The organism is Enterobacter sp. kpr-6, assembly GCF_900116015.1.
Classification (GTDB): domain Bacteria; phylum Pseudomonadota; class Gammaproteobacteria; order Enterobacterales; family Enterobacteriaceae; genus Enterobacter_D.
Window position 1 is genome coordinate 326286 of the sequence record NZ_FOYH01000003.1, and the last position, 13639, is coordinate 339924.

Genomic DNA, 13639 nt, shown 5'->3' on the forward strand with positions numbered 1-13639 from the left:
AGGTTAAGTTAAGCCTACCCCCGCACCCGCTTTTGAATCTCCGTCAGAGAGCCTTCAGCGAGCGCTTCTTTGTAATGCTTGCGGCATACCGACACATATCGCTCGTTGCCACCAATGACTACCTGCTCACCTTCATCAAAAGGTCGCCCACTTTCATCCAGTCTTAAAACCATACTGGCTTTACGCCCACAAAAGCAGATAGTTTTTAATTCGACAAGCTTATCCGCCCACGCCAGCAAATATTCGCTGCCGGTAAACAGCTCGCCGCGAAAATCAGTACGCAGCCCGTAACACAGCACCGGGATATCCAGTTGATCGACAACTTCAGATAAGGCATGAACCTGCTCGCGGGTTAAAAACTGGCACTCATCGACCAGCACGCAATGAACCGGCTGTCGGCTATGCTCCGCGCTTATCTCGTCAAACAGGGCAGACTGCTGATTAAATAACTTAGCAGGCGACGACAGGCCGATACGGGAGCTGACCTTGCCAGAACCGAAGCGATCGTCAATTTCTGCGGTATAAACCACCGAGCGCATCCCTCTTTCCTGGTAATTGTAGGAAGACTGTAACAAGGCGGTAGATTTACCTGCATTCATTGCTGAGTAGTAGAAATAAAGCTGTGCCATTGGCCGCAAAACCCCAATCAAAGTGTATTATTGCAATGCCCGATTGTACCATATTTTGTGAGGGCACCGCCGCTACGTCTCATAAACGTGATTTCTACGCACTTTAACCGTCGCTGATTATAGATACTGACGATAAGTCTGATTGTTGCTGCCAAAGAAACAGCGCTATTAAGCGCGCAGTTCCCCGCTTATTGCTTTTTTATGATGTCTGCATCCTGCATCAGATTAAGAAAGTATTAATGATTTGAGCTTATCTGTAACAAGGCTGACTAATAGGAAAGGTTGATATTTATCCAGAGCGACTTTAACGTTTTGTTGGTTAATCAAAAAATGGCTTATCCACTTTGCCAGCAGGCACATGTTTTACCCTGTTAGTACAGCTTTCAGCCGCGCATTTTTAAGCGAAAATTTAGGATAGCGTTATTAATTGCCATCGAAAATAACAGGCAATTTTGAATTCCTTACATTCTCAGCTATTGCACATCACAATTTAACGCTCTATTATTAGCTCAACAAACCACCCCAATATAAGTTTGAGATTACTAAAATGAGCGAAGCACTTAAAATTCTGAACAACATCCGTACTCTTCGTGCGCAGGCAAGAGAATGCACCCTGGAAACGCTTGAAGAAATGCTGGAAAAATTAGAAGTCGTCGTTAATGAGCGTCGTGAAGAAGAAAATGCTCAGGCAGCTGAAATCGAAGAGCGCACGCGTAAACTGCAGCAATATCGTGAAATGCTGATTGCTGACGGTATTGATCCTAATGAACTGCTGAACAGCATGGCAGCAGCGAAAGTAGGAACTAAAGCTAAACGCGCTGCACGTCCGGCTAAATATAGCTACGTCGACGAAAACGGCGAAACTAAAACCTGGACCGGCCAGGGTCGTACTCCGGCTGTTATTAAGAAAGCCATGGACGATCAGGGCAAGCAACTGGACGATTTCCTGATCAAGGATTAATCTTCAGCCCCTCTTCCAAAATCCCGCCGCTGGCGGGATTTTTTTTGGTGTTACCTCAGTCTTTCATTACCCTTCCTGAACATTACTGTTGAAAAACCAGGCACCAGGGTAAATTTTTATTCAATACAGCCTTTATTTTACGGCTGGCAGAAATCGATGCCGATCACGCAAATAACTGCAAAAAGAAACAAGTAGCAATAAAAAAGCCGGAGATAATCTGCTTCTTAGCAGTTATCTCCGGCTTGCACCAGACGAGTCGGGAATGTGACTTACTTCTTAAGTCCCATTACATCTTCAAGCCAGGTTTTAAATTCTTCGCCCAGCGTCTTGTGGCGAATACCGTATTCAACAAAAGCCTGCATATATCCAAGCTTATTACCACAGTCATGGCTTTTGCCTTTCATATGATAAGCTTCGACGGTTTCTTTTTCGATCAGCATATCAATGCCATCGGTGAGCTGAATTTCATCACCTGCTCCCGGAGGCGTTTTTGCCAGCAGTGGCCAGATTTCCGCGCTCAGCACATAACGGCCAACTACCGCGAGGTTAGAAGGCGCGACATTCGCTTTCGGCTTCTCAACCACCCCGACCATCGGTACGCTTTCACCTGGATTCAGGGTTGCGCCTTTGCAGTCAACTACGCCATAAGCGGTAACGTCTTCAACCGGCTCAACCATGATCTGGCTGCAGCCCGTCTCATCAAAGCGCTGAATCATCTCTGCAAGGTTATCCTGCGAGAGATCGGATTCAAATTCGTCCAGAATAACGTCTGGCAGGATAACCGCTACCGGCTCATCTCCAACCACCGGGTGAGCACACAGCACTGCGTGACCCAGACCCTTTGCCAGCCCCTGACGCACCTGCATGATGGTCACGTGCGGCGGACAGATAGACTGAACTTCTTCGAGCAACTGGCGCTTAACGCGTTTTTCCAGCATCGCTTCGAGTTCAAAACTGGTATCGAAGTGGTTCTCAATGGAATTCTTAGATGAATGCGTCACCAGAACAATTTCTGTAATTCCCGCTGCGATACATTCATTCACCACATATTGAATTAATGGTTTGTCAACCAGTGGCAGCATCTCTTTAGGGATTGCCTTAGTGGCTGGCAACATCCTGGTTCCTAATCCCGCAACCGGGATAACTGCTTTTGTAACTTTCGAATTTAGGGCAGCCATTGAAAATCTCCTGGACTGTTCACACTTAGAACATGTACATAAATGAATAACGTTTTTAAGTATATCAGTACCCAACCGTGGGTCTGGTCTGAAATGAACGTCATCATGCTTAATTAAGAAAATGACTAGAAAACTGCTCAGATACTACCACCAGGGGTGTTGCAGGGGTAAAGCTAAATGCGTTCCACCCTGCGTTTGCTCATTCCGCAGACAACATTAATCTTAAACGCCCACCGGAACCCCATACCTGACATTGCCAGGCCTCGCAGTGCTGGCTTATTTGATTCAGATAAGCATTTCCTAATGTCCCCAGCGGCACCCCGCTGTTGATCTGAATTTGGTGCTCATCCGTATTTAGCGTTGCGTTAAGTCCTGCAGAAACCAGGATCAAATTTTTAAGCTCGCTATGGTAATAACCGACCAGCAGAGGAAATTGTCCTGGTAAATTAGCCTGACGCAGCAGTTGATTGACCTGTTTTAACAGGCTGCCCAGTTCTGGCAGACGCTGACGCTGTTGCGAAAGCTGCTCCTGTAATAACCCATTAAACAATGCCCGCAATAATAATGCGGCTAACACACCGTTATCACCGGCACGGGTTACATCAAGGCAATAAAATGCGAGGTCATTATCTGATAATGGTGCAATATCGAGCACGAGTCCGGGCTTATCTGCGGAAACCAGCTGGCGATAATTAACCCGGCAATGAGATAAAACTTGCTGCACAGGTGGCTGGAGCTCTTGCAATAATTTTGCTGCCGCCCGCGGATCGCTAACCAGCGCATCCCAGTCCTGGAAAAGTCGTTCCTCTTCTTCAACGCGCGAATTAAACATATTGGGATACAGGCAGGCAAATACCGTCTCACGAAGACGATTAAAATCTTTGACCGGTTTAAGTAATACGTCCTGAACGCCCAGACGTAGCGCACGGGCGATATCGGCCATATTTTCTGTTGCCGAAATAACCAGAATGGGGATTTGATCGCCTTTATTGCGTAAATGCTCAACCAGTTTAAGGCCATTCATCCGCGGCATCGCGAGATCGCAAATCATTAAATCAGCGGTCACAGAAGACATAATCTCAAGCGCATCAACGCCGTCAATGGCCAGTGAGGTGGTTGCTCCCAAAGAAGATAGCCAGGAATCCAGCAGCGATCGGAAAACGGGCTCGTCCTCTACGATCAAAATGTGTTTTCCGGCTAATGGCTGCGTCATGTTCTCTCCCCTGCCTTGCGATAGTTCAATAGTGGCATGCTATTGCGCCCAGCGCCTGTCAGATTTTGCTGAAGTCATAGAAAAAGTTACTGCTTAATGGTGCGTCTGCTTATTTTGTCGCCGTTGTGTCTGTCACGTGCTTAGTCATTGATTGCAACGACATAACACCTGGCCCCAGCCTCTTCTAAAATCGATTAAAAGCTGTAGGCATCGAACAGTTATGAGGGTTCCCGCTGCGTTTACTGCTATACAGTGGCGCGTGAGCCCGCGCCGGAGCGTTTTTGCGAGGAATGCGATGTAATGTTGCGCCGCTTCGGTAAGCAAACCGCAGCGGTAAATACAGTTATGCCATAAATTGCTTAACAGATCACTGTCTGACCCGTACCGGGCGTTAATTATGCCTTTTATCAGCCTGTACGTTGCGTTACACATTCTGTTTGTTTTACATCCCCGATGCCCAGGCATAGCAACAATGCTATCGCTCAGTTAACATAGTGCCACCCAGGCGCGGTTGCGCCGTCATTTTGCAGGATATCAATTTTGTCTCAATCTTGTCCCTGTGGTAGCGCACAGGAGTATAGCGTATGTTGCCAACGTTATCTTTCTGGTGAACAGGTTGCGCCTGAACCCTCGCAACTCATGCGTTCCCGTTACTGCGCCTTTGTCCTTAAACAGGCAGACTATCTGATTAAAACCTGGCACCCCTCCTGCGAGGCGTCAGCGTTCCGTCAGGATATCGAAAATGGCTTTGCGCAGACCGAATGGCTGGGCCTGACCATTTTCGACACAGCCAGTGGCAGCAACGATAACGAAGGTTATGTCAGCTTTGTCGCGCGGTTTAATGAGCAAGGCAAACCCGGCGCTATTATTGAGCGGTCGCGTTTTTTGAAAGAAAACGGCCAATGGTATTATATTGACGGTACGCGTCCGCAGTTTGGTCGTAACGACCCCTGTCCTTGCGGATCGGGTAAAAAATTTAAAAAGTGTTGCGGGCAATAAACCCAGCGTCACCTTAACAGCAAACACCTCAACAGGATTTCCCCGGCAATGCATTCACTACAACGAAAAGTACTGCGCACCATTTGTCCCGATCAGAAAGGCCTCATCGCGCGCATCACCAATATTTGTTACAAGCACGAACTGAACATTGTGCAGAACAATGAATTTGTCGATCACCGTACCGGTCGCTTCTTTATGCGCACCGAGCTTGAAGGTATTTTCAACGATGCCACTCTGCTCGCCGATCTGGATAGCGCGTTGCCGGAAGGTTCCATCCGCGAATTAACCCCCGCAGGCCGTCGTCGCGTCGTTATTCTGGTCACTAAAGAAGCGCATTGCCTGGGCGATCTATTAATGAAAGCCAATTACGGTGGGCTGGATGTCGATATTGCGGCGGTCATTGGTAATCACGACACCCTGCGCACACTGGTGGAGCGTTTTGATATTCCGTTCGAGCTGGTCAGTCACGAAGGTCACACGCGCGCAGAGCATGATGAATTGATGGCGCAGGCCATTGAAGCGCACCAGCCGGATTATGTTGTGCTGGCAAAATATATGCGCGTGTTAACGCCGGAATTTGTTTCCCGCTTCCCGAACAAAATTATCAATATCCACCATTCATTCCTGCCAGCCTTTATTGGCGCGCGCCCTTACCACCAGGCTTACGAGCGCGGCGTGAAGATTATTGGTGCCACCGCGCACTACGTGAACGATAACCTGGATGAAGGCCCGATCATCATGCAGGACGTTATTCATGTCGATCACACGTATACCGCTGAAGATATGATGCGTGCCGGACGCGATGTGGAAAAGAATGTATTAAGCCGCGCGCTTTACCAGGTGCTGGCGCAACGTGTCTTTGTTTACGGTAACCGCACCATTATTCTTTAATTGTTTAGCTTTGCTGCGTTACGCATAAAATTCAGGCAAACAATTCGTTTTATCAAAGGAATACTTTACACGGGCGCGTCATTTGATATGATGCGCCCCGCTTCCCAGCCGGAAGCAGGCCAGTATAAGCATTACCCCGTGGTGGGGTTCCCGAGCGGCCAAAGGGAGCAGACTGTAAATCTGCCGTCATCGACTTCGAAGGTTCGAATCCTTCCCCCACCACCATCTCTTCAGACAATATGAATTACCCCTGGTGGGGTTCCCGAGCGGCCAAAGGGAGCAGACTGTAAATCTGCCGTCATCGACTTCGAAGGTTCGAATCCTTCCCCCACCACCATCTCTCTTTAGATCACCCCAATTCAACGACAACACCTCTACTTCATAATTCTCCGTACGGGGAAGGATGAGAAGCTTCGACTAAGGTTCGATTCGAGCATAGCGAGAAAGCGTTGCCGCAGGCAACGACCCGAAGGGCGAGGCGCAGCCGAGTAATCCTTCCCCCACCACCATCTCTCTTTAGATCATCCCAATTCAGCGACAACGCCTCTGCTTCATAATTCTCCGTACGGGGAAGGATGAGAAGCTTCGACTAAGGTTCGATTCGAGCATAGCGAGAAAGCGTTGCCGCAGGCAACGACCCGAAGGGCGAGGCGCAGCCGAGTAATCCTTCCCCCAGTTCAGCACAATGCTTCATTAACTCCATACGGTGAATATTGTGGCGGGATGAATGCTATCTGGAGACACCCTCACCCTGACCCTCTCCCTGAGGGAGAGGGAAAAAGGCGGAGCCGGAGTTGGACTTGTACCTCTCCCTGAGGGAGAGGGAAAAGGCGGAGCCGGAGTCGGTGCGGGGTTTGCTCCCTCTCCCGAGGGGAGAGGGTTGGGGTGAGGGGAAAACTCAGCGGCGGGCGCGTACCACCTGGTACTTACGCGTCAAATACTCCACCGGCGCGCTCCAGATATGCACCAGGGGCGAGAACGGGAACAGCACGAACAGCGTCATCCCAAGCACAAGGTGCACACGGAAAATAAACGCCACGCCGTCGAGGTGCGTCGATGCGCCGCCATGGAACGTCACCACAGACTGCGCCCAGCCCACCAGCTTCATCATCTCGCTGCCATCCATATGCTGCGCGGAGAACGGGATTGTCAGCAGGCCCAGCGCACACTGCACCATCAGCAGGGTGAGGATCAGAATATCCGCCCCGGTGGTGGTCGCTCTGATACGCGGACTGAACAGACGACGTTTAAGCAGCAGCAAACCGCCCACCAGCGTCATCACGCCGCAGGCACCGCCTGCAAACATCGCCATTTTCTGCTTCACATCGATCGGCAGGAAGGATTCATACATCCAGTGCGGCGTCAGCATCCCCAGTAAGTGCCCGGCAAAAATCCCCAGGATACCGATATGGAACAGGTTAGACGCCAGGTTCATCCCCTTGCGATCCAGCATCTGGCTGGAGCCTGCGCGCCAGCTATACTGCCCGTAGTCATAGCGCAGCCAGCTCCCGACCAGAAACACGGTGCCAGCCACGTACGGGTAGATGTCAAAGAAGAACATATTCAGGAATTGCATTATTGCTGTCCCCCGTTAGAGATATTCAGATATTGCGGGGCAACCGCCCCGGCAAAGCGGCGCTGGTGCGCAGAGATGTCCGATTCGCCGCAGCTCTGCTCAGCAAAGAATTTCACCTGCTCCTCTTCCCACACCGCATCTAACGCCTGCGGCGTGTCATCGCGGGCTTCGCTGGCAATTTTCTCCGCCACTTTTTCGCTGTCGATGGTGGTATTCGCCAGATTCAGCAGCACGCCGAACAGCACCGCGTACCGGCTTTCACGCTGTTGCAGACGTGCACTGAGCAGCGCCAGGATCGGCGCGACATCCTGCAATCCTCCCAGCGCTTCGTCGGCAGGCAACTGCGCCAGATACTCCAGATAGAGCGGCAGATGATCCGGCAGCTCGCGGCTGTCGAGATGCAAGCCATGGCGCTCATACTGCGCCATCAAATCCACCATCGCCTGCCCGCGATCGCGGGACTCACCGTGCACGTGCTCAAACAGCAGCAGTGAGGTGGCGCGGCCCCGGTCAAACAGTTCGCTGTAGCTGGCCTGCGCATCGAGCAATTCCTGCCCGGTCAGCGCGTCAATAAACTCGTTCAGCGCCTGCGCATCGGCCTGCGCCAGCGTGGCCGATCCAGCCAGCTCATCAGAGAGTTCCTGACAGTGCTGCCATAAGGCAGCATCCGGGTACTCAAGCAGACGCGAAATGACGATTAGCTCAATCATGCATGCGGCTCCGTTTTACTGGTCACGTCGATGGCATCAATGCGACGGCTGTTGAACAGGTTGAAAGACGAGTCCGAACCGTGGCAACCATCGCCAAAGCTGAAACCACAGCCGCTTTTTTCCGGGAAGGCGTCGCGCGCCAGTTCACGGTGGCTGCTTGGGATCACAAAGCGGTCTTCGTAGTTGGCGATCGCCAGATAGCGATACATCTCCTGCGCCTGCGCTTCGCTCAGACCCACTTCTTCCAGCGCACGGGTATCCAGCACGCCGTCTACGGTTTCAGCACGTTTGAAGTGGCGCATCGCCAGCATACGTTTCAGCGCCAGCAGTACCGGTGCGGTATCCCCTGCGGTGAGCAGGTTCGCCAGGTACTGAACCGGGATACGCAGGCTGTCAACATCCGGCAGAATGCCGTTGCTGCCCAGTTCGCCCGCGTCGGCGGCAGACTGAATCGGTGACAACGGCGGCACGTACCAGACCATCGGCAGCGTGCGGTATTCCGGATGCAGCGGCAGCGCCAGCTTCCAGTCCATCGCCATTTTGTAGACCGGCGACTGTTGCGCCGCGTCGATCACGCTTTGAGGTACACCGTCTTTCAGCGCCTGTTCAATGACCTTCGGATCGTTTGGATCGAGGAACACATCAAGCTGACGCTGGTAGAGATCTTTCTCGTGCTCGGTGCTCGCCGCGTTCTCAATCGCATCTGCGTCATACAGCAGCACGCCGAGATAACGGATACGGCCCACGCAGGTTTCGGAGCACACAGTCGGCATCCCCGCTTCGATGCGCGGGTAGCAGAAAATGCACTTCTCAGATTTACCGCTCTTCCAGTTGAAGTAGATTTTTTTGTACGGGCAGCCGGTAACGCACATGCGCCAGCCACGGCATTTGTCCTGGTCGATCAGCACAATGCCGTCTTCTTCACGCTTGTAAATCGCGCCGCTCGGACAGGTCGCCACGCATGCCGGATTCAGGCAGTGCTCGCACAGACGCGGCAGGTACATCATGAAGGTGTTTTCGAACTGGCCGTACATCGCCTTCTGCATATTTGCGAAGTTCTGATCTTTGGCGCGTTTTTCAAACTCCCCGCCTAAAATCTCTTCCCAGTTCGGTCCGGCGGTGATCTTGTCCATCCGCTGACCGCTAATCAGCGAACGCGGACGGGCGATCGGCTGGTGTTTGCTTTCCGGCGCGGTATGCAGATTCTGATAGTCGTAGTCAAACGGCTCGTAATAATCATCAATGCCCGGCAGATGCGGGTTGGCGAAAATTTTGCCTAACAGCAGCGCACGGTTACCCATGCGCGGTTGCAGTTTACCGTTGATCTTACGGATCCAGCCGCCTTTCCATTTGTCCTGGTTTTCCCAGTCGTTCGGATAGCCTAAGCCCGGTTTGGTTTCCACGTTGTTAAACCACGCGTACTCCATCCCTTCACGGCTGGTCCAGACGTTTTTACAGGTGACGGAACAGGTGTGGCAGCCGATGCACTTGTCGAGATTCAGCACCATGCCGACTTGTGAACGAATTTTCATTTTACGCTCTCCTGTACCTGGTCATTGCCTTCGCCATCCAGCCAGTAAATGTTTTTCATCTTACGCACCACCACGAATTCATCGCGGTTAGATCCCACCGTGCCGTAGTAGTTAAAGCCGTACGCCAGCTGCGCATAGCCGCCAATCATATGGGTCGGTTTCGGGCTGATACGGGTGACCGAGTTATGGATCCCGCCGCGCTGACCGGTAATTTCTGAGCCCGGCAGGTTCACAATACGTTCCTGCGCGTGGTACATCATGGTCATCCCCGCCGGAACGCGCTGGCTGACCACCGCACGCGCGGTCAGGGCACCGTTGCTGTTAAAGACTTCGATCCAGTCGTTATCTTCAATGCCGAGATCTTTCGCATCCGCTTCACTCATCCAGACAATCGGGCCGCCGCGTGACAGGGTCAGCATCAGCAGGTTATCGCTGTAGGTGGAGTGAATGCCCCATTTCTGGTGCGGCGTCAGGAAGTTGAGCGCTTTCTCCGGGTTGCCGTTGGACTTCTCGCCCATGACCGCTTTGATCGAACGGGTGTCGATCGGCGGACGGTACACCAGCAGGCTCTCGCCAAAATCGCGCATCCACTGGTGATCCTGATAAAGCTGCTGACGGCCTGACAGCGTGCGCCATGGGATCAGCTCATGCACGTTGGTGTAACCGGCGTTATAAGAGACATGCTCATCTTCCAGGCCAGACCAGGTCGGGCTGGAAATAATTTTGCGCGGCTGCGCCTGGATATCGCGGAAGCGGATTTTTTCCTCTTCTTTATTGGTCGCCAGGTGCGTGTGGTCTCGGCCGGTAAATTCACTGAGCGCGGCCCAGGCTTTCACCGCCACTTTGCCGTTGGTTTCCGGCGCTAACGTCAGGATCATCTCTGCGGCATCAATTGCCGTGTTAAGCATCGGCTGGCCTTTCGCCGGGCCGTCCTGCTTCACGTAGTTGAGCTTACGCAGCAGATCCATTTCGCTCTGGGTGTTCCACGCGATGCCTTTACCGCCGTTGCCGATTTTCTCCATCAGCGGGCCGATAGAGGTAAAGCGCTCGTAAGTCGCCGGGTAGTCGCGCTCGACCGGAATAATGTGCGGTGCGGTTTTGCCAGGGATCAGGTCGCACTCGCCTTTTTTCCAGTCTTTCACGTCGAACGGCTGCGCCAGTTCAGCGGCGGAGTCATGCTGGATTGGCAGCGTCACCACGTCGGTTTCCACGCCCAGATGACCCACGCAGACTTCGGAGAATTTCTTCGCGATGCCTTTATAGATTTCCCAGTCGCTTTTGGATTCCCACGCCGGATCGACAGCGGCGGAAAGCGGATGAATAAACGGATGCATGTCCGAGGTATTCATGTCGTCTTTCTCATACCAGGTCGCCGTTGGCAGCACGATATCGGAGTACAGGCAGGTGCTCGACAGACGGAAATCGAGCGTCACCACCAGATCCAGTTTGCCATCCAGACCGTTATCGACCCACTCCACTTCTTCCGGCTTCACGGCACCCTGTTTGCCCAGGTCTTTGCCCTGAATGCCGTTCTCGGTGCCGAGCAGATATTTGAGCATGTACTCATGCCCTTTACCGGAGGAGCCGAGCAGGTTTGAACGCCAGACGAACAGGTTGCGCGGATGGTTTTTACCGTTTTCCGGCTGCTCTGCCGCGAAACGGATTTTCCCTTCTTTCAGCGCTTTCACGGTGTAATCCACCGCGCTCATGCCGGCTTTTTGCGCATCGGCAGCAATACGCAGCGGGTTGGTACCCAGTTGCGGCGCAGACGGCAGCCAGCCCATACGCTCAGCGCGCACGTTGAAGTCAATCAGGTTGCCGGAATAGCGGGATTTATCCGCCAGCGGCGAGAGCAGTTCCTGCGCGGTCAGCGACTCATAGCGCCACTGGCTGGAGTGGTTATAGAAGTACGAGGTGCTGTTCATGTGACGCGGCGGACGCTGCCAGTCAAGGGCAAACGCCAGCGGGGTCCAGCCGGTCTGCGGACGCAGTTTTTCCTGGCCGACATAGTGCGCCCAGCCGCCGCCGCTCTGACCAACGCAGCCGCAGAAAATCAGCATATTGATCAGACCACGGTAGTTCATGTCCATGTGATACCAGTGGTTCAGACCGGCACCGACGATGATCATCGAACGGCCATGGGTTTTATCAGCGTTATCGGCAAATTCGCGGGCAGTACGGATAATGTGCGCGCGCGGTACGCCGGTGATCTGCTCGGCCCAGGCCGGGGTGTACGCTTTGATGTCGTCGTAATGGGTGGCACAGTTGGCATCGCCCAGGCCGCGATCCAGACCGTAGTTGGCCAGGGTCAGGTCATAAACGGTGGTCACCAGCGCGGTGGAACCATCTGCCAGTTGCAGGCGTTTCACCGGCAGTTTGTGCAGGAGAATGTTTTCCAGCTCAACTTTATTGAAGTGCTCAGTGCCTTCGCCGCCAAAATACGGGAAGCCTACTTCAGCGATATCATCGTGCCCGCCAAGCAGACTCAGGTTCAGCTGTGCATCTTCACCGGTGGTGCCGTTACGCTGCTCCAGGTTCCATTTGCCTTTCTCGCCCCAGCGGAAGCCAATCGATCCGTTCGGGGCGATCAGTTCGCCGCTGTCATTGATCGCCACGGTTTTCCACTGCGGGTTATTTTCCTGCCCCAGTGCATCCACCAGATCGGCGGCGCGCAGCATGCGGCCTGCGGCATAGTAGCCGTCGCGCTCTTCGAGCATTACCAGCATCGGCATGTCGGTATAACGACGCACGTAGTCGGTGAAATACTGGCTCGGGTTATCGAGGTGGAATTCGCGCAGCATCACGTGGCCCATCGCCAGCGCCATGGCGGAGTCAGTACCCTGTTTCGGGGCCAGCCACAAATCGCACAGTTTGGCGATTTCAGCGTAGTCCGGGGTCACGGCGACGGTTTTGGTGCCTTTGTAACGCACTTCGGTGAAGAAGTGGGCGTCCGGGGTACGGGTCTGCGGAACGTTAGAACCCCAGGCAATGATGTAGCTGGAGTTATACCAGTCGGCGGATTCCGGCACGTCGGTTTGCTCGCCCCAGGTCATCGGTGACGCAGGCGGCAAATCGCAATACCAGTCGTAGAAGCTCAGGCAGGTGCCGCCAATCAGCGACAGATAGCGTGCGCCGGAAGCGTAAGAAACCATCGACATCGCCGGGATTGGCGAGAAGCCTGCCACGCGGTCCGGGCCGTAGGTTTTAACGGTGTAGACGTTTGACGCGGCAATCAGCTCGTTCACTTCCTGCCAGCTTGAGCGGACAAAACCGCCGCGTCCACGCGCCTGCTTAAAGCTTTTGGCTTTATCGGCGTCTTCAATAATGGAAGCCCATGCGGTCACCGGATCGCTGTGCTGAACTTTCGCTTCGCGCCACATTTTCATCAGGCGTTTACGCATCAGCGGGTATTTCAGGCGGTTGGCGCTGTAAAGGTACCAGGAGTAGCTGGCACCACGCGGGCAGCCACGCGGTTCGTGGTTCGGCATATCCGGACGGGTACGCGGATAGTCAGTCTGCTGGGTTTCCCAGGTGACCAGGCCATTCTTGACGAAAATCTTCCAGCTGCAAGACCCGGTGCAGTTCACACCGTGCGTGGAGCGCACGACTTTATCGTGCGACCAGCGGTTACGGTATCCGTCCTCCCAGTCCCGGTTTGATTCATGAATCTGGCCATGCCCATCGGCAAAGGTTTCGCCCTTCTGTTTGAAGTAGCGAAACCGGTCCAGGAATTTACTCATCGGGTTTCTCCTGTTAGGAGCCTGTTGGCTCTCTGGTAAATCGACATTGCTGCATTTGCGGCGACGTTAACGCTATGAAAGGGCGTGGGAATTGATGACGATCAAGGCACACAGGCTTAGAAAAGGACGGGGTTAATAGCTCTACCCCCAAAGAGGCATAAAGTTCTGTTTTTTATTTGTCTGATTTATAAAGGATTTTCTCAAACAACC

General features: G+C 53.2%; 10 protein-coding genes, 2 tRNA genes and 2 other RNA genes. 7 read left to right on the forward strand and 7 right to left on the reverse strand.

Annotation, left to right across the window (positions count from 1 at the left end; genetic code table 11):
• Positions 1 to 14: 14 nt before the first annotated feature.
• Positions 15 to 629 (reverse strand): thymidine kinase, encoded by a 615-nt coding sequence (gene tdk, locus BM373_RS10520; RefSeq protein ID WP_090461389.1) that lies wholly within the window; start codon positions 627 to 629, stop codon positions 15 to 17.
• 547 nt (positions 630 to 1176) lie between these two features.
• Here tdk and hns point away from each other — a divergent pair.
• The gene (gene hns, locus BM373_RS10525) at positions 1177 to 1590 is read left to right on the forward strand and encodes a histone-like nucleoid-structuring protein H-NS (protein ID WP_090461390.1); all 414 of its coding nucleotides are present in this window, start codon (positions 1177 to 1179) and stop codon (positions 1588 to 1590) included.
• 269 nt (positions 1591 to 1859) lie between these two features.
• On the opposite strand, the gene galU is transcribed toward hns, so the two are convergent.
• Both galU and rssB read right to left on the reverse strand, forming a co-directional pair.
• Complete coding sequence (gene galU / locus BM373_RS10530; RefSeq protein WP_090461391.1) at positions 1860 to 2768, reverse strand: UTP--glucose-1-phosphate uridylyltransferase GalU; 909 nt, start codon at positions 2766 to 2768, stop codon at positions 1860 to 1862.
• A 199-nt stretch (positions 2769 to 2967) separates the two neighbouring features.
• Positions 2968 to 3981, reverse strand: a complete 1014-nt coding sequence (rssB, locus tag BM373_RS10535) for a two-component system response regulator RssB (protein WP_090461392.1) — start codon at positions 3979 to 3981, stop codon at positions 2968 to 2970.
• A gap of 540 nt (positions 3982 to 4521) precedes the next feature.
• Here rssB and BM373_RS10540 point away from each other — a divergent pair.
• From BM373_RS10540 to BM373_RS10565, 6 genes are all read left to right on the forward strand, one after another.
• The gene (locus BM373_RS10540; RefSeq protein ID WP_090461393.1) at positions 4522 to 4980 is read left to right on the forward strand and encodes a YchJ family protein; all 459 of its coding nucleotides are present in this window, start codon (positions 4522 to 4524) and stop codon (positions 4978 to 4980) included.
• Positions 4981 to 5028: 48 nt separating this feature from the next.
• Complete coding sequence (gene purU, locus BM373_RS10545) at positions 5029 to 5871, forward strand: formyltetrahydrofolate deformylase (RefSeq protein ID WP_090461394.1); 843 nt, start codon at positions 5029 to 5031, stop codon at positions 5869 to 5871.
• Positions 5872 to 6011: 140 nt separating this feature from the next.
• A tRNA-Tyr gene (locus BM373_RS10550) sits at positions 6012 to 6096 on the forward strand.
• Between the two features lie 27 nt (positions 6097 to 6123).
• A tRNA-Tyr gene (locus tag BM373_RS10555) sits at positions 6124 to 6208 on the forward strand.
• Between the two features lie 45 nt (positions 6209 to 6253).
• A non-coding RNA gene (locus BM373_RS10560) (RtT sRNA) lies at positions 6254 to 6380 on the forward strand.
• A gap of 45 nt (positions 6381 to 6425) precedes the next feature.
• Positions 6426 to 6552, forward strand: a non-coding RNA gene (locus BM373_RS10565) — RtT sRNA.
• Between the two features lie 217 nt (positions 6553 to 6769).
• On the opposite strand, the gene narI is transcribed toward BM373_RS10565, so the two are convergent.
• Genes narI through BM373_RS10585 form a run of 4 tightly spaced genes read right to left on the reverse strand, consistent with a single transcriptional unit; the run spans position 6770 to position 13429 of the window.
• Entirely contained in the window at positions 6770 to 7447 is a 678-nt protein-coding gene (gene narI, locus BM373_RS10570) for a respiratory nitrate reductase subunit gamma (protein WP_090461395.1), read from the reverse strand.
• The gene (gene narJ, locus BM373_RS10575; protein WP_090461396.1) at positions 7447 to 8157 is read right to left on the reverse strand and encodes a nitrate reductase molybdenum cofactor assembly chaperone; all 711 of its coding nucleotides are present in this window, start codon (positions 8155 to 8157) and stop codon (positions 7447 to 7449) included. The genes narI and narJ overlap by 1 nt, the downstream gene beginning before the upstream one ends.
• Entirely contained in the window at positions 8154 to 9689 is a 1536-nt protein-coding gene (gene narH / locus BM373_RS10580; RefSeq protein WP_090461397.1) for a nitrate reductase subunit beta, read from the reverse strand. Before narH ends, narJ begins: the two co-directional genes overlap by 4 nt.
• On the reverse strand, positions 9686 to 13429 hold the full coding sequence (locus tag BM373_RS10585) for a nitrate reductase subunit alpha (RefSeq protein WP_090461398.1): 3744 nt from the start codon (positions 13427 to 13429) through the stop codon (positions 9686 to 9688). Before BM373_RS10585 ends, narH begins: the two co-directional genes overlap by 4 nt.
• Positions 13430 to 13639: the final 210 nt, after the last annotated feature.

Excerpts from the sequence above, each read along its gene's own strand:
- purU (WP_090461394.1), top strand. The coding sequence starts at position 5,029 with ATGCATTCACTACAACGAAAAGTACTGCGCACCATTTGTCCCGATCAG.
- narI (WP_090461395.1), bottom strand. The coding sequence starts at position 7,447 with ATGCAATTCCTGAATATGTTCTTCTTTGACATCTACCCGTACGTGGCT.
- galU (WP_090461391.1), bottom strand. The coding sequence starts at position 2,768 with ATGGCTGCCCTAAATTCGAAAGTTACAAAAGCAGTTATCCCGGTTGCG.
- narJ (WP_090461396.1), bottom strand. The coding sequence starts at position 8,157 with ATGATTGAGCTAATCGTCATTTCGCGTCTGCTTGAGTACCCGGATGCT.
- rssB (WP_090461392.1), bottom strand. The coding sequence starts at position 3,981 with ATGACGCAGCCATTAGCCGGAAAACACATTTTGATCGTAGAGGACGAG.
- hns (WP_090461390.1), top strand. The coding sequence starts at position 1,177 with ATGAGCGAAGCACTTAAAATTCTGAACAACATCCGTACTCTTCGTGCG.
- BM373_RS10585 (WP_090461398.1), bottom strand. The coding sequence starts at position 13,429 with ATGAGTAAATTCCTGGACCGGTTTCGCTACTTCAAACAGAAGGGCGAA.
- tdk (WP_090461389.1), bottom strand. The coding sequence starts at position 629 with ATGGCACAGCTTTATTTCTACTACTCAGCAATGAATGCAGGTAAATCT.
- narH (WP_090461397.1), bottom strand. The coding sequence starts at position 9,689 with ATGAAAATTCGTTCACAAGTCGGCATGGTGCTGAATCTCGACAAGTGC.